The following is a 14376-nucleotide window of genomic DNA, read 5'->3' on the forward strand; positions in this document are numbered from 1 at the left end:
CCGGGCCGGTTCCGTTGCAGACTGGCCCGATGGGGGTGCGGGTCCGCGTCGAGGGCGTTGTCCAGGGGGTGGGGTTCCGGCCGTTCGTGCACGGGCTGGCCACGCGGCTCGGCCTGGCGGGCCGGGTGGGCAACGACGCCCACGGCGTGTTCGTCGAGCTGGAGGGCGGGCGCGGCGAGATCGCGGAGTTCCTGGTGCGGCTGGAGTGCGACGCGCCCCCGCTGGCCGCGATCGAGCGGGTGACCGTCACCTCCGGCATGGTGCACGCGGACGGCCGGTTCCGGATCGTCGCGAGCGACCCGTCGGGGACGTCGCGCACGCTGGTGTCGCCCGACATCGCGACCTGCGGCGACTGCCTGGCCGAGCTGGCCGACCCCGCCGATCGGCGCTACCGCTACCCGTTCGTCAACTGCGTCAACTGCGGGCCGCGGCTGACGATCGTGCGGGCGATGCCGTACGACCGGCCGCTGACCACGATGGCCGGGTTCGCGATGTGCGACGGCTGCCTGGCCGAGTACCACGACCCTGCCGACCGGCGCTTCCACGCCCAGCCCACCTGCTGCCCGGCCTGCGGCCCCAAGCTCGAACTGACCGGCGCGCCGGCCGGCGACCCGCTGGCGGGCGCCGTGCGGGTGCTGCGCCAGGGCGGGGTGCTGGCGGTGAAGGGCCTGGGCGGCTACCACCTGTCGGTGCTGGCCTCCGACGAGGGCGCCGCCGCCGAGCTGCGGCGGCGCAAGCAGCGCGAGGACAAGCCGTTCGCGGTCATGGTCGCCGACCTGGCCGCGGCGCGGCGGCTGTGCGAGGTGGACGACGTCGCCGCCGCGCTGCTGACCGATCGCGCGCGGCCCGTCGTCCTGCTGCCGCGCCTCCCTGACGCGTCGGTCGCCGCGCCGGTGGCGGGGGCGGTCGCGCCGGGGACCCGCCGGCTCGGCCTGATGCTGCCCTACACGCCGCTGCACCACCTGCTGCTCGCCGACGCGGGCGCCCCTATCGTGCTGACCAGCGGCAACCGCTCGGACGAGCCGATCGCGTACGACGACCGCGACGCCCTGGAGCGGCTGGGCGGCATCGCGGACGCGTTCCTCACCCACGACCGCCCGATCCACCTGCGCGCCGACGACTCGGTGGTGCGGCCCTTCCGGGGGAAGGCGATGGCCGTGCGGCGCTCGCGCGGCCACGCCCCGAGCCCGTTCACGCTGGCCGGGGAGGCGCCCCGGCCGATCCTCGGCTGCGGCGCCGAGCTGAAGAACACCTTCTGCCTGGCGAAGGGCCGGCACGCGTTCGTCTCCCCGCACATCGGCGACCTGGAGAACTACGAGACCTTCCGGTCGTACGTGGAGGGGATCTCGCATTTCGCCGCGCTGTTCGACGTGCGTCCCGAGGTGGTGGCCCACGACCTGCACCCGGAGTACCTGTCCACCAAGCACGCCCTCAGCCTGCCGGACGTCGAGCTGGTCGCCGTCCAGCACCACCACGCGCACATCGCCTCCTGCCTGGCCGACAACGGCGAGCACGGCCGGGTCATCGGCGTCGCGTTCGACGGGCTCGGCTACGGCCTCGACGGGACCCTGTGGGGCGGCGAGTTCCTCCTGGCCGACCTGGCCTCGTTCGAGCGGGCCGGGCATCTGGCCCCCGTGCCGATGCCCGGCGGCGCCGCGGCGATCAGGCAGCCGTGGCGGATGGCCGCCGCGTACCTGGACGGCGACGGCGGGACACCGGCCGTGGCCCGGCGCAACCAGCCGCGCTGGGAGCAGGTGACCGCGCTGGCCCGGCGCGGCGGGCCGGCCGCGCCGCTCACGTCGAGCGCGGGCCGCCTGTTCGACGCGGTGGCGGCGCTGGTCGGCGTGCGCGACGCCATCACGTACGAGGGGCAGGCCGCGATCGAGCTCGAACAGCTCGCCGACCCCGGCGAGCGCGGCGGCTACCCCGCGGCCGTCTCCCGCGACGGCGGCGTGCTGGTGGCAGCCGGCTCGGACCTGGTACGGGCCGCCGCGGCGGATCTGGCCGCGGGCGTCGGCGCGCCGGTCGTCTCGGCCCGCTTCCACAACGGCGTGAGCGAGCTCATCGTGCGCTGCTGCCTGATGCTGCGCGACGACACGGGGCTGACGACGGTCGCGCTGTCCGGCGGCGTCTTCCAGAACCTGCTGCTGCTGCGCCGCACGCTGGAGGGGCTGAGCGGGGCCGGGTTCCGGGTGCTCACCCATTGCGGCGTGCCGGCCAACGACGGCGGCATCAGCCTCGGCCAGGTGGCCGTCGCCGCGGCCCGTGACCGGCTTGCCTGCACCTCCCCGTGAGGCCGCGTGGACCGGCGTTCGCGCAGCTCACCACGGGTGGCAGGGTCCGCGCCGTGGTTTACAACCCCCGTCATCACGGTATGTCCGCTACGTAGAGTCGCAGGTCCGATACCAAATGAAATGAGGGCCTAAACCTCTACGCGGGCCGAGAAGGGGGCTTGGGCCATGACAGCCATAGAGACACCGAAAGCCCTGGACGAGGTGCACATCCTGTGGACCTCGGAGGGCATGAGCTGCGACGGTGACACGGTCTCGGTCACCGCCGCCACGCTGCCGAGCCTGGAAGACATCCTGCTCGGGCTCGTACCGGGACTGCCGAAGGTGCACCTGCACAACAAGGTGCTGGCCGCGGAGACGGGCGACGCCTTCATGGCGCCGTTCCACCGGGCCCACGAGGGCGAGCTCGGCCCGTTCATCTTCGTGGTCGAGGGCTCGATCCCGAACGAGAAGATCAACGGCGAGGGCTACTGGACGTCCATGGGCAACGACCCGGCCACCGGCCAGCCCATCACGGTCAACCAGTGGATCGACCGGCTCGCGCCCAAGGCGTGGGCCGTGGTCGCGATCGGCACCTGCGCGGCGTACGGCGGCATCCACGCCATGGCCGGCAACCCGACCGGGTGCATGGGCCTGGCCGACTACCTGGGCCGCGACTTCCGCTCCGCGGGCGGGCTGCCCATCGTCAACGTGCCCGGCTGTCCCGTGCAGCCGGACAACTTCACCGAGACGCTGACCTGGCTGCTCTACCAGGCGGCGGGCATGGCGCCGACGATCCCGCTCGACGACATGCTGCGCCCCACCTGGCTGTTCGGCAAGACCGTGCACGAGGGCTGCGACCGGGCCGGCTACTACGAGCAGGGCGACTTCGCCCACGACTACAACTCCCCCAAGTGCCTCGTGCGCGTCGGCTGCTGGGGGCCGGTGGTCAACTGCAACGTCACCAAGCGCGGCTGGATGGACGGCGTCGGCGGCTGCCCGAACGTGGGCGGCATCTGCATCGCCTGCACCATGCCCGGCTTCCCCGACAAGTTCATGCCTTTCATGGACGAACCCCCAGGAGCGGCGGTCTCGGTCGCGATGAGCGGCGCGTACGGCGCGATGATCCGCAGGCTTCGCGCGATCACCAACAAGGCGGCGAACAAGGAGCCCAAGTGGCGCCACAACCGCCGCAGGCTGACGAGCGGGTTCGACCCGCGCTGGGGAAACGGCTAAGAGGGAGAGCGGCGAGGTGGCAACCCGTACGGCAGGGGAAAGAAAGCTCAAGGGCGAGGCCCGCGAGCTGGTCGAGATGTCCTGGGACCCGATCACCAGGATCATCGGCAACCTGGGCATCTACACGAAGATCGACTTCAAGAACCGCCAGGTCGTCGAGTGCAAGAGCACCTCGTCGCTGTTCCGCGGCTACAGCGTGTTCATGAGGGGCAAGGACCCGCGTGACGCGCACTTCATCACCAGCCGCATCTGCGGCATCTGCGGCGACAACCACGCGGTCTGCTCGATCTACGCGCAGAACATGGCGTACGGCATCAAACCCCCGCCGCTGGGCGAGTGGATCATCAACCTGGGCGAAGCCGCCGAGTACATGTTCGACCACACGCTCTTCCAGGACAACCTGGTCTTCGTCGACTACTGCGAGCAGATGGTCAAGGAGACCAACCCGAGCCTGCTGCGCCGGGCCGAGACGACCCAGGCGCCCAACTCCGCGATCCACGGCTACCGGACGATCGCCGACATCATGCGGGCCTGCAACCCGTTCAGCGGCGACCTCTACCGCGAGGCGCTGCAGGTGAGCCGGATCACCAGGGAGATGTGCTGCCTGATGGAGGGCCGGCACGTGCACCCGTCCACGCTCTACCCCGGCGGCGTCGGCACCGTGGCGACGCCGCAGGTGTTCACCGACTACATGGTGCGGCTGCTGAGGGTTCTCGACTTCGTCAAGCGGTCCGTCCCGATGAACGACGACCTCTTCGACTTCTTCTACGAGGCGCTGCCCGGCTACGAGGAGGTCGGCCGGCGGCGCGTGATGCTCGGCTGCTGGGGCTCGTTCCAGGACCCGGCGGTGGCCGACTACGACTACCGGACCATGAACGAGTGGGGCCGGCGGATGTTCGTCACGCCGGGCATCGTGGTGGACGGCGAGCTGGTGACGACGAACCTGGTCGACATCAACCTCGGCATCAGGATCCTGCTGGGCAGCTCCTACTACGACGACTGGCAGGCCGAGGAGACGTTCGTCACCCACGACCCGCTGGGCAACCCGGTGGACCAGCGCCACCCGTGGAACCAGACGACCCTGCCCAAGCCGCAGAAGCGCGACCTGGAGGACGGCAACTACAGCTGGGTGATGAGCCCTCGCTGGTACGACCAGCGCACCGGCGACCACCTGGCGCTCGACACCGGCGGCGGTCCGCTGGCCCGGCTGTGGACCACCGCGCTGGCCGGCCTCGTCGACACCGGCACGGTGAAGGCCACGGGCCAGAGCGTGGAGATCCACCTGCCCAAGAGCGCGGCCTTCCCGGAGACGCGGATGGAGTGGAGGATCCCGCGCTGGGCCAACACCATCGAGCGCAACCGCGCCCGCGTCTACTTCGTGGCGTACGCGGCGGCGATGGCCGTCTACTTCCTCGAACAGGCGATGGGCGAGGTGCGGGCCGGGCGCACGCAGGTGTTCACCGACTTCGAGGTGCCGGACGACGCGATCGGCTGCGGCTTCCACGAGGCGGTACGCGGCGTGCTGTCGCACCACATGGTGATCCGCGACGGGAAGATCGCCAACTACCACCCGTACCCGCCGACGCCGTGGAACGCCAGCCCGCGCGACATGTACGGCACGCCGGGACCGTACGAGGACGCGGTGCAGGGGCTGCCGATCTTCGAGGAGAACGGCGCCGACTCGTTCAAGGGCATCGACATCATGCGTACCGTGCGCAGCTTCGACCCGTGCCTGCCCTGCGGAGTGCACATGTACCTGGGCGACGGCAAGGTGCTCAAGCAGGTGCACTCGCCCACGTTCGGCGCGAGCGTCTCCGGCTGATGAACGAGCGCGTCCGCAGGATCGAAGTCCTGCTCGAAAAGGCCGACCCGGCCGCCAATGAACTCGTCGCCGAGGTGCTCGGCCTGTACGGCGAGGGCCTGGCCCGGGTCATGACGGTCGTGGGCGAGGAGGCTGCGGCGCGGCTGGGCGCCGACGAGCTCGTCTCGCCCCTGCTCCTGCTGCACGATCTGCACCCGCTGGACACGCGGGCCCGGGTGGAGCAGGCGCTGGCCGGATCCGCCGACCTGGTCGCCGTCGAGGGCGACCTGGTGCGGCTGCGCGTACGCCCGACCGGCTGCCGCTCCTCGGCGGCCGGGGCGGCCTCGGCCCTCCGGGAGGCGGTGCTGGAGGTGGCCCCGGAGATCGAGCGGGTCGAGATCGAGATCGAGGTCGCGGACGCGGCCCTGATCCCGATCGAGAGCCTCGCCGTCCGCCCCGCCTCGCGGGCGCCGGTGCCATGACGGGCCTGCTGCGCCGGCTCGCCACGCAGGCAGCCGAGCCCGCGCGGCGCGAGCCGCGCACCCAGCGCTGCGAGCTGTGCGCCGAGCCGCTGCCCGCCGTCCACCGCCACCTGCTGGAGCTGGCGGGGCGCGAGCTGCGCTGCGCGTGCCGCGCCTGCCAGGTGCTGTTCGACCACGCGGCGGCCGGTGGCGGGCACTACCGGCTGGTGCCCGAGCGCCGCTGGAGGCTGAGCGGCTTCCGCCTGGACGAGGGCGCCTGGACCCGCCTGCGGGCCCCGGTGCGCACGGTCTTCCTGATCCACGACTCCGACACCGGCCTGCCGGTCCTGTACTACCCGAGCCCGGCCGGAGCGGTGCGGGCTCCCGCCGACCGGACCGCCTGGGAGCTGCTGCGGCGCGACAATCCGGTGCTGCGGCAACTGGAGCCGGACGTGGAGGCGCTGCTCGTCGACAGCGAGGCGTGGATCGTGCCGGTGGACGACTGCTACGCGCTCGTCGGGGCCATCCGCGCCCACTGGCGGGGCCTGACGGGCGGCAAGGACGTACGCCAGCACATCACCCGATTCTTCACCGACCTCAGCGGCCGGTCCGTCACCGTGCCGGCCACCAGCAGCGACAGGAGCCCAGCGTGAACAACAAGAAGTCGACGATCAGGACCGGGCGGCGCGACGTGCGCCCCGACGCTCCCTCCCACGTCAAGGGCGTGGCCGAGGGCAACGCGCCGGGCGGCTACGAGCGGCAGAAGGGCCACCTGCCCGACGGCCGCTCCACGGCCCGGCGCTCGACCGGCGTGAACCCCCGCATGCACGACCCGATCGACCCCGACATGCCCAACCTGTCACCCGCGTGATGCCGTCGAAACCACCGGCCCTGCGGATCGAGGTGCGCGACGTCGAGGCGGCCACGCCCGCCGTCGCGCCCGCTCTGCGTTTCCAGGTCCACCTGCGCGCGGACGCTCCGGTCCGCGCGCTGACGCTGGCCACGCAGATCCGCGTCGACGCCGCCGCCCGCGGCTACGACGAGCACGCGCGGCAGCGGCTCAAGGAGCTGTTCGGCCCGCCGGAGGAGTTCGGGCGCAACCTGTCCAGCCTGCTGTGGACGCAGACGGTCACCCATGTGCCTGCCTTCACCGGCGACACGACCGTGCCGGTCACGGTCGCCTGCACGTACGACTTCGACGTGGCCGCGGCCAAATACCTGCACGGCCTGCCGGACGGCGAGGCGCCGCTGCGCTTCCTGTTCACCGGCACCGTCTTCTACCTCGATGACGGGCGACTGCAGGCGGCCTGCCTGCCGTGGGACACCGAGGCGGACTTCCGCATGCCGGTGCAGGCGTGGAAGGACCTCATGGACCGCCACTTCCCGGACACCGCGTGGATCCGGCTGGAGCGCGGCACGTTCGACCGCCTGTACGCGCACCGGGTGCGGCACACGCTGCTCGGCTGGGACGACGCGGTGCGGTCGCTGTTGGAGACGGGCGGAGGCTGACCGCACATGGATCCTGTCAGGCAGATCGCGCAGGCTGTGCTGTACGAGGGCTACCTGCTGTGGCCGTACCGGGAGTCGTCGCTGAAGAACCGGCACCGCTGGACGATCGGCGGCGTCCACCCGGAGGCGTACGGGCGGGCCAACGAGGGCCATCCGTGGCTGATGCGGACCGAGTGCCTGCTCGAAGGCGGGCCCGGTGACGTCGTCGACGTGTCCGTACGCTTCCTGCACGTCGTCACCCGGCTGCGCGAGGAAGCCGCCGGGGCCGGCGAGGAGGCGCAGGAGCGCGAGGTGAGCCTGCCGGGCCTGGTCCTGGAGGACCTGTTGCACGGCCCGGTCATCGAGAAGATCGACGTGCCCGCCGGGCAGGAGTCCTCCGAGGGAACCGTGCTGCGCACCCGGCGGGCGTTGTGCGGCCGGATCGAGGCGGGCGCGCGGCGGCTGCGCCCCGACCTGTTCCGGATCACGGTCGAGGTGGTCAACACCACGCCCTGGCCCGGAGGCACCCGCGAGGAGGCGATGCGGCGCACGCTGGTGTCCGCGCACACCGTGCTGCACGCGCCGGACGCCCGGTTCGTCTCGCTCATGGACCCGCCGGAGGACCTGCGGGCCGACGCGGCGGCCTGCGACAACGCCGGCGCCTGGCCGGTGCTCGCCGGGCCGGACGGCGACCGGCACACGGTCCTGGCCGCGCCGATCATCCTCTACGACCACCCGCGGATCGCGCCGGAGAGCCCCGGCGACCTGTTCGACGCGACCGAGATCGACCAGCTCCTCACGCTGAGCGTGCTGGCCCTCAGCGACCGCGAACGGGAGGAGATCCGCCACGGGGACCCGCGCGCCCGCGCGATCCTCGACCGCTGCGACTCCCTCACACCCGAGGACCTGATGCGGTTGCACGGCATCATGCGCAGGACGGAGCCACACGAATGACTGGATTCTGGACCCGGATGGCGGGCCGCGGCCCCGACGAGGTCGTCATCGCCGGCGTGCCGGTCGGGCCGGGCAGCCGGGTGCGGCTGCGGCCCCGCGCGCAGGCCGACGTCTTCGACCTCGTGCTCGACGGCCGCGTGGCGGTCGTGGAGAGCGTGGAGCAGGACGACGAGGGCGCCTTCCACCTCGCGGTCACGCTCGACGACGATCCCGGGCGCGACCTGGGCGAGGCCCGGATGCCCGGGCACCGCTTCTTCTACTCCCCCGAGGAGATCGAACCCCTCGGGGAGCAGGAGGACCGCCCCGCCCCCGGCCGCGTCCTGGTGGCCGGGATCGGCAACGTGTTCCTGGGGGACGACGGGTTCGGCGTCGAGGTGGCCCGCCACCTGGGCGGGCAGGCGGGCGTACCGGGCATGGAGGTCGTCGACTTCGGCATCCGCGGCATGGACCTGGCCTACGCGCTGCAGCGCGACTACATGGGCGTGGTCTTCGTGGACGCGGCCCCGCGCGGCCAGGCGCCCGGCACGCTCACCGTCCTGGAGCCCGAGCTGCCGGACGGGGACGACGCGTCGGTGGAGACGCACGGCATGGACCCGGTCCGGGTGCTGCGGCTGGCCCGGCAGCTCGGCCGGCTGCCCGCGCTGGTACGGGTCGTCTGCTGCGAGCCGGCCTCGGTCGAGGAGGACCCTTTCGAGCTGAGTGAGCCGGTACGCGCCATGGTCGGCGAGGCGGCCGGCCTAGTGAAGTCCCTGGTTATGGAAATGATTGCGGAAAGTGCCACTCCGGACGCCCGCGATCCGGCACCCACGGTGAGGTGATGTGAGATGTGGAAGTCGCGCACGGTGAAGCTGGTCGTGCTCTGCGGGGTGGCGCTGGTCGTCATCCGCTTGTGGCCGGACATCCGGCGATACATCAATATGGAGCGAATGTAGAGGCAGCATGCATGAGATCGGGATGTGCGAGGGGCTCGTCGAGCTGATCGAGCGGCAGGCGGGAGGTCGGCCGGTCGCGGCCGCCCGGGTACGCGTCGGCGCCCGGCACGCCGTCGTCGACGAGGCCTTCGGGCAGGCGTTCACGATGGCCGCGGCCGGCACGACCGTGCAGGACGCGGTGTTGGAGCTCGTCATCACGCCGATGACGGTCGGCTGCCACAACTGCGGTGAGAGCTCCGAGTCGGTGGACTCGCTGGCGGTCTGCCCGGGCTGCGGCGACGAAGGCGTCGACGTCAGCGGCGGCGACGAGCTGGTCCTGGAGTCGCTCACCTTCGCCACCGCGGGCTCTTCCGGCGCTGCCACGGGGGAGGTGTCCGGTGTGCCTTGGCATTCCCGGTGAGCTCGTCGAGCGCCTGGCCGAACACGAAGATCTCGCCGTGGTGGACGTCAGCGGCGTGCGCCGGCGCATCAACGTCGGCCTGCTCGCCGACGAGGCGCTGGAGCCCGGCGACTGGGTGCTCGTGCACGTCGGGTTCGCGCTGTCCAAGATCTCCGAGCTGGAGGCGCAGGCGGTGCTCGACTACCTCAATGGGCTCGGGCAGGCGTACGAGGACGAGCTCGACGCGCTGCGCACCTCGGACATCGCCTAGGAAGGACCTCTGATGCGGTTCGTCGATGAGTACCGCGACGCGGGCACGGCGCGGGCGCTCGCCACGCAGATCGCCGCCCGCTGCCGGCCGGGGCGCCGATACACCTTCATGGAGGTGTGCGGCGGTCACACGCACACCATCTACAAGCACGGCCTGGAAGACCACCTGCCGGCCGAGGTGAACCTCGTGCACGGCCCCGGCTGCCCGGTCTGCGTGATCCCGATGGGCCGGGTGGACGACGCCATCCACATCGCCCGCCAACCGGACGTGATCATGGCGTCGTTCGGCGACATGATGCGGGTGCCGGGCGGGGCGGGCTCGTTCCTGGACGCCAAGGCGGCGGGGGCCGACATCCGGATGGTGTACTCGCCGCTGGACGCGCTCAAGATCGCGCGGGCCAATCCGGACCGCCGGGTCGTCTTCATGGCCATCGGCTTCGAGACCACGGCGCCGTCCACGGCCATGACCGTGCTGCGCGCGGAGGCCGAAGGGCTGACGAACTTCTCCGTCTTCTGCAACCACGTCATGATCATTCCGGCGATCAAGGCCATCCTCGACTCGCCGGACCTGCGGCTCGACGGGTTCATCGGGCCCGGCCACGTCTCGGCGGTGATCGGCTGCCAGCCGTACGAGTTCATCGCCCGCGACTACGGCAAGCCGATGGTGGTCGCCGGGTTCGAGCCGCTGGACATACTCGACTCGGTGTACCGGCTCCTGACGCAGCTCGCCGAGGGCCGCTGCGAGGTGGAGAACCAGTACGCCCGCGTCGTGCCGTGGCACGGCAACCACATCGCACTGTCGGCCATCGGCCGGGTGATGCGGCTGCGGCCGCACTTCGAGTGGCGCGGGCTCGGCTTCATCGCCCACTCCGCCCTCGCCATGGCGGACGAGTACGCCCGCTTCGACGCCGAACGGGTCTTCGACCTGCCCGGGGTCCGCGTCGCCGACCCGCGGTCGTGCCAGTGCGGCGAGGTGCTCAAGGGGGTGCTCAAGCCGTGGGAGTGCAAGGTGTTCGGCACCGCGTGCACCCCGGAGACGCCGATCGGCACGTGCATGGTCTCCTCCGAGGGCGCGTGCGCCGCGTACTACAACTTCGGGCGCTTCAGCCGCGAGGAGATGCGCGCGAGCGGCGGCCCGGCGGCGCCGCGACCGGACGGCGGCGGGCCGGAGCCTCGGACGGACAGCGGCGAGCCGGCGGAGCTGCGGACGGATGACGGTGGCGCGGCCACCGGCGAGTCGCTGACGGAGGAGGCGAGCCGGGCATGAACCTCGAACAGCAGGTGCTCGACCGCATCGAGCGGATCCGGCGGCGCAAGCCCGTCGTCAGGGAGGAGCGCATCACGCTCGCCCACGGCGCCGGGGGCAAGGCCACCCACACCCTGATCGAGGCCGTCTTCCTGGAGGCGTTCCGCAACCCGCTGCTCGCGCCCCTGGACGACGGCGCGCTCCTGCGGGTGGGCGGCGAGCGCCTGGCCTTCACCACCGACTCGTACGTGGTCTCGCCGCTGTTCTTCCCCGGCGGGGACATCGGCGACCTGGCCGTCAACGGCACCGTGAACGACCTGGCCATGTGCGGGGCCCGACCGGCCCATCTGTCGGCCGCTTTCGTTCTGGAGGAGGGCTTCCCCGTCGCCGACCTGCGGCGCATCACCGACTCGATGGCCGCCGCCGCGGCGGCCGCCGACGTCACGATCGTGACCGGCGACACCAAGGTCGTCCAGCGCGGCAAGGCCGACGGCTGCTACATCACCACGGCCGGGGTCGGGCTCGTCGAGCAGCCGGTGACGCTGTCGGCCTCGCACGCGCGGCCGGGGGACGCGGTCCTCGTCTCGGGCCCGATCGGGGAGCACGGCGCCGCGATCATGCTGGCCAGGGACGACTTCGGCATCGAAGCGCCGATCACCTCCGACACGGCCGCGCTGCACGGGATCGTCGCCGAACTTCTGGCCGAGCTGCCGCAGCACGTCCGTACTCTGAGGGACGCCACCCGGGGAGGGGTGGCCACCATCGTCAACGAGGTGGCCCACGCGTCGGAGGTGGCCGTCGTCCTGCGGGAGGAGGACATCCCGGTGCGGCCGGAGGTCACCGGCGTCTGCGAGCTGCTCGGCCTCGACCCGCTCTACGTGGCCTGCGAGGGCCGGTTCGTCACGGTGGTGGACGGCGAGCACGCCGACCGGGCCCTCGAGGTGCTGCGCTCCCACCCGCTGGGGGCCGAGTCCGCGATCATCGGCACCGTCGCCACGGCGCCGGCCGGCCTGGTCCTGCTCCGCACCGCCTTCGGCGGCACCCGGGTGGTCGACGTCCTCGTGGGCGACCCACTACCCCGCATCTGCTGAGCCCCGCCGGGCGACGCATCGTCCTCGTGGGCGAACCGCTGCCTCCGTACCTGCTGAGCCCCAGCGGGCGACGCGTCGTCCTCGACGGCGGGACCCGCAATCCCGCCCCTGCCCAGCCCTGACGGGCGGCGCGGCTACTTACCCGGCATCGCCCGGCATCTCGGCCGACACCAGCTCGGCCAGCACGTGGTAGAGCGTCGCCTGCGCCTCCTGGATGCGGTGCACCGACGACGACGGGATCACGAACAGGTGCTCGGCCAGCCGTTCCTCGGCCATGCGGCCGCCTCCGGAGCCGGCGAAGCCGACGGTCACCATCCGCAGGCTCGCGGCCTGCGCCAGACCGCGCAGCACATTGGCCGAACCGCCGCTGGTGGACAAAGCGCAGGCGATGTCACCCGCGCCGCCGAGCGCCGCGAGCTGGCGGGCGAACACCACCTCGAAGCCGACGTCGTTGCCGAGCGCCGTCACGAGCGCCGTATCGGCCGCCAGCGACACCGCGGGCAGCCCGCGGCCGGTGAACAGCGCCGCCACCGACTGCGCGTCGGTGGCGCTGCCGCCGTTCCCGAACGTGAACAGCCGCCCGCCGCCGCGGAAGGCGGCGGCCATCTCCGCCGCGCACGCCACCAGCGGCCCCTCCAGCTCGTCGAGCACGCGCCGCCGCAGCTCCAGGCTCTCGCGGGCCTTCTCGGCGGTGGACGCCACCGCGTCGAGCGGGTCACGCCGCAGGAACGGGTAGAGCGTCCCGGTCACCGGCCGTCCCTTCCGAGTACGACGATGGCCTCGCCCGCGTGCACCAGCACGGTGTCCCCGACCCGCGCCTCCACCAGCGCCACGCTGATCTCCTCCGTACCTTCGCCGGTGTCGGCACGCGCGAGCCCGCCGGGCAGCAACCCCACGACCCGAACCTCCACCGCCACATCCCCGCACGTCACGCATGAGCCGCCGACGTCCTCGCAGACCGTGGAGGCATCGCGGACACCCTCACCGCTGTCTCCGCGCGCCACACCGGACTCGCCGCTCACGGGGAGCACTCCGATTCCAGGAACACGTGGGCCAGCTCCCACAGCAGGTGGTACATCGTGACGTGGATCTCCCTCGCGACCAGCGGATCCGTGCTCCGCGCGGCCAGCAGGTGCTCGGCCTGCGCGCACTCCTCTCCCGCCGTCAGCGCGACGGTCAGCATGCCGAGCTCGCGGGCGACGGCCAGATCACCGTCGGCCGGCCGGATCCCCACGGCGATGTCCTGGGGACGTCCCAGCACCGGCAGCAAGGCGGGCTCGGCACCCAGGCTGAACGCCGGAAGCGCACGCTTGCCCACGATCACCGGATGGGTGAACTCCACGGCCACGTGCGCCGCGTCCGAGGCGGCCTCGCCCCGGCCGAACGCCAGCAGCCTGCCGCCACTCCGGAACCGCGACGACATGGCGGCCGCCACCGCGACGACCGCGCCGACGTCTTCCACCAGCGCCGTTCCCGCGGCCTCACGGACCCGATCGAGCACTCCGACATCCCGTCTTCCCGCGCTGCACGACATCGCCCATTCCACCGTGGTCCGCCGCGAACAGCGCGGCTTTCCCCGCCACCGATTCGGCAAGGTCCCGGCAAGATTCACCCACCCGGAACCACGGGTACCCGCCCTTCCGGCCTCTAGACTCGTCGCTCGTGACTCAACTGGACGAGCAAGGCCGCCCCGAGCCTCCTCTCGCGGCCGACGAGACCGCGACCCTCCTGGGCTTCCTCGACTATCAGCGCGCGACCTTCGCGTGGAAGTGCTCGGATCTCGACCCGGCCGGGCTGAAGGCGACCGTCGGCGCGTCGTCGATGACGTTGGGCGGGATGATCAAGCACTTGGCCTACGTGGAGGACCACTGGTTCTCCCGCGCGCTGCGCGGCGGGGACTGGCCGCCGCCGTGGAACACGGTGGACTGGCGGGCCGACGGCGACTGGGAGTGGAACTCGGCCGCCACCGACTCCCCCGAACAGCTCTTCGCGCTCTGGCAGGAGGCGATGTCCCGTTCGCGGTCCGCGGTGGCGGAGGCACTGGCCGAGGGCGGCCTCGACCAACCGGCCAGGCGCAGCTGGCCCGACGGGCAGACGCCCAGCCTGCGGTGGATCCTGTGCCACATGATCGAGGAGTACGCACGACACAACGGCCACGCCGACCTCATCCGGGAGTCGGTAGACGGCCTGACCGGCGAGTAGCCGGAAAATCGAACGCCCCGCGAGGCCGGGGCCCGAGCCTACGCGG

At 72.2% G+C, this 14376-nt stretch carries 17 protein-coding genes; 14 read left to right on the forward strand and 3 right to left on the reverse strand.

Going from position 1 to position 14376, the window contains the following annotated elements; translation table 11 throughout:
* The first annotated feature begins 29 nt into the window (after positions 1 to 29).
* From hypF to hypE, 13 genes are all read left to right on the forward strand, one after another.
* Positions 30 to 2294, forward strand: coding sequence for a carbamoyltransferase HypF (gene hypF, locus ABZS69_RS43370; protein WP_355383046.1), 2265 nt, complete (start codon positions 30 to 32; stop codon positions 2292 to 2294).
* A 165-nt stretch (positions 2295 to 2459) separates the two neighbouring features.
* Positions 2460 to 3506, forward strand: coding sequence for a hydrogenase expression protein HypE (locus ABZS69_RS43375; RefSeq protein WP_355383049.1), 1047 nt, complete (start codon positions 2460 to 2462; stop codon positions 3504 to 3506).
* A 16-nt stretch (positions 3507 to 3522) separates the two neighbouring features.
* Entirely contained in the window at positions 3523 to 5328 is a 1806-nt protein-coding gene (locus ABZS69_RS43380; protein ID WP_355383052.1) for a nickel-dependent hydrogenase large subunit, read from the forward strand.
* Complete coding sequence (locus tag ABZS69_RS43385) at positions 5328 to 5789, forward strand: hypothetical protein (RefSeq protein ID WP_355383055.1); 462 nt, start codon at positions 5328 to 5330, stop codon at positions 5787 to 5789. Before ABZS69_RS43380 ends, ABZS69_RS43385 begins: the two co-directional genes overlap by 1 nt.
* Positions 5786 to 6421: a DUF5947 family protein gene (locus tag ABZS69_RS43390; protein WP_355383058.1), complete on the forward strand. Its 636-nt coding sequence runs from the start codon at positions 5786 to 5788 to the stop codon at positions 6419 to 6421. The genes ABZS69_RS43385 and ABZS69_RS43390 overlap by 4 nt, the downstream gene beginning before the upstream one ends.
* On the forward strand, positions 6418 to 6639 hold the full coding sequence (locus ABZS69_RS43395; RefSeq protein WP_355383061.1) for a hypothetical protein: 222 nt from the start codon (positions 6418 to 6420) through the stop codon (positions 6637 to 6639). The genes ABZS69_RS43390 and ABZS69_RS43395 overlap by 4 nt, the downstream gene beginning before the upstream one ends.
* Complete coding sequence (locus ABZS69_RS43400; protein WP_355383064.1) at positions 6639 to 7277, forward strand: DUF6084 family protein; 639 nt, start codon at positions 6639 to 6641, stop codon at positions 7275 to 7277. Before ABZS69_RS43395 ends, ABZS69_RS43400 begins: the two co-directional genes overlap by 1 nt.
* A 6-nt stretch (positions 7278 to 7283) precedes the next feature.
* Entirely contained in the window at positions 7284 to 8210 is a 927-nt protein-coding gene (locus ABZS69_RS43405) for a hypothetical protein (RefSeq protein ID WP_355383067.1), read from the forward strand.
* A complete protein-coding gene (locus tag ABZS69_RS43410) occupies positions 8207 to 9028 on the forward strand; it encodes a hydrogenase maturation protease (protein ID WP_355383070.1) in 822 nt (273 codons plus the stop codon). Before ABZS69_RS43405 ends, ABZS69_RS43410 begins: the two co-directional genes overlap by 4 nt.
* Before the next feature lie 121 nt (positions 9029 to 9149).
* Complete coding sequence (locus ABZS69_RS43415; protein WP_355383073.1) at positions 9150 to 9542, forward strand: hydrogenase maturation nickel metallochaperone HypA; 393 nt, start codon at positions 9150 to 9152, stop codon at positions 9540 to 9542.
* Positions 9520 to 9792 carry a HypC/HybG/HupF family hydrogenase formation chaperone gene (locus tag ABZS69_RS43420; RefSeq protein WP_355383076.1) on the forward strand — a complete coding sequence of 91 codons (273 nt, stop codon included), beginning with the start codon at positions 9520 to 9522 and terminating at the stop codon, positions 9790 to 9792. The genes ABZS69_RS43415 and ABZS69_RS43420 overlap by 23 nt, the downstream gene beginning before the upstream one ends.
* A gap of 12 nt (positions 9793 to 9804) precedes the next feature.
* Positions 9805 to 11058, forward strand: a complete 1254-nt coding sequence (gene hypD / locus ABZS69_RS43425; protein WP_355383079.1) for a hydrogenase formation protein HypD — start codon at positions 9805 to 9807, stop codon at positions 11056 to 11058.
* Entirely contained in the window at positions 11055 to 12128 is a 1074-nt protein-coding gene (hypE, locus tag ABZS69_RS43430) for a hydrogenase expression/formation protein HypE (RefSeq protein ID WP_355383082.1), read from the forward strand. The genes hypD and hypE overlap by 4 nt, the downstream gene beginning before the upstream one ends.
* A gap of 138 nt (positions 12129 to 12266) precedes the next feature.
* On the opposite strand, the gene ABZS69_RS43435 is transcribed toward hypE, so the two are convergent.
* From ABZS69_RS43435 to ABZS69_RS43445, 3 genes are read right to left on the reverse strand one after another with little or no spacing between them, the layout of a single operon-like run.
* Positions 12267 to 12878 (reverse strand): SIS domain-containing protein, encoded by a 612-nt coding sequence (locus ABZS69_RS43435; RefSeq protein WP_355383085.1) that lies wholly within the window; start codon positions 12876 to 12878, stop codon positions 12267 to 12269.
* Positions 12875 to 13150 (reverse strand): HypC/HybG/HupF family hydrogenase formation chaperone, encoded by a 276-nt coding sequence (locus ABZS69_RS43440; protein ID WP_355383088.1) that lies wholly within the window; start codon positions 13148 to 13150, stop codon positions 12875 to 12877. Before ABZS69_RS43440 ends, ABZS69_RS43435 begins: the two co-directional genes overlap by 4 nt.
* Entirely contained in the window at positions 13147 to 13629 is a 483-nt protein-coding gene (locus tag ABZS69_RS43445; RefSeq protein ID WP_355383091.1) for a phosphoheptose isomerase, read from the reverse strand. The genes ABZS69_RS43440 and ABZS69_RS43445 overlap by 4 nt, the downstream gene beginning before the upstream one ends.
* Positions 13630 to 13790: 161 nt before the next feature.
* On the opposite strand from ABZS69_RS43445, the gene ABZS69_RS43450 reads away from it, so the two are divergent.
* Positions 13791 to 14330 (forward strand): DinB family protein, encoded by a 540-nt coding sequence (locus ABZS69_RS43450; RefSeq protein WP_355383094.1) that lies wholly within the window; start codon positions 13791 to 13793, stop codon positions 14328 to 14330.
* Positions 14331 to 14376 lie beyond the last annotated feature (46 nt).

Source organism: Nonomuraea sp. NPDC005650 (assembly GCF_040605375.1).
Taxonomy (GTDB): Bacteria; Actinomycetota; Actinomycetes; order Streptosporangiales; family Streptosporangiaceae; genus Nonomuraea.

Coding starts and splice junctions, on each gene's coding strand:
- hypF (WP_355383046.1), top strand. CDS start 30: ATGGGGGTGCGGGTCCGCGTCGAGGGCGTTGTCCAGGGGGTGGGGTTC.
- ABZS69_RS43375 (WP_355383049.1), top strand. CDS start 2,460: ATGACAGCCATAGAGACACCGAAAGCCCTGGACGAGGTGCACATCCTG.
- ABZS69_RS43385 (WP_355383055.1), top strand. CDS start 5,328: ATGAACGAGCGCGTCCGCAGGATCGAAGTCCTGCTCGAAAAGGCCGAC.
- ABZS69_RS43390 (WP_355383058.1), top strand. CDS start 5,786: ATGACGGGCCTGCTGCGCCGGCTCGCCACGCAGGCAGCCGAGCCCGCG.
- ABZS69_RS43400 (WP_355383064.1), top strand. CDS start 6,639: ATGCCGTCGAAACCACCGGCCCTGCGGATCGAGGTGCGCGACGTCGAG.
- ABZS69_RS43405 (WP_355383067.1), top strand. CDS start 7,284: ATGGATCCTGTCAGGCAGATCGCGCAGGCTGTGCTGTACGAGGGCTAC.
- ABZS69_RS43410 (WP_355383070.1), top strand. CDS start 8,207: ATGACTGGATTCTGGACCCGGATGGCGGGCCGCGGCCCCGACGAGGTC.
- ABZS69_RS43415 (WP_355383073.1), top strand. CDS start 9,150: ATGCATGAGATCGGGATGTGCGAGGGGCTCGTCGAGCTGATCGAGCGG.
- hypD (WP_355383079.1), top strand. CDS start 9,805: ATGCGGTTCGTCGATGAGTACCGCGACGCGGGCACGGCGCGGGCGCTC.
- hypE (WP_355383082.1), top strand. CDS start 11,055: ATGAACCTCGAACAGCAGGTGCTCGACCGCATCGAGCGGATCCGGCGG.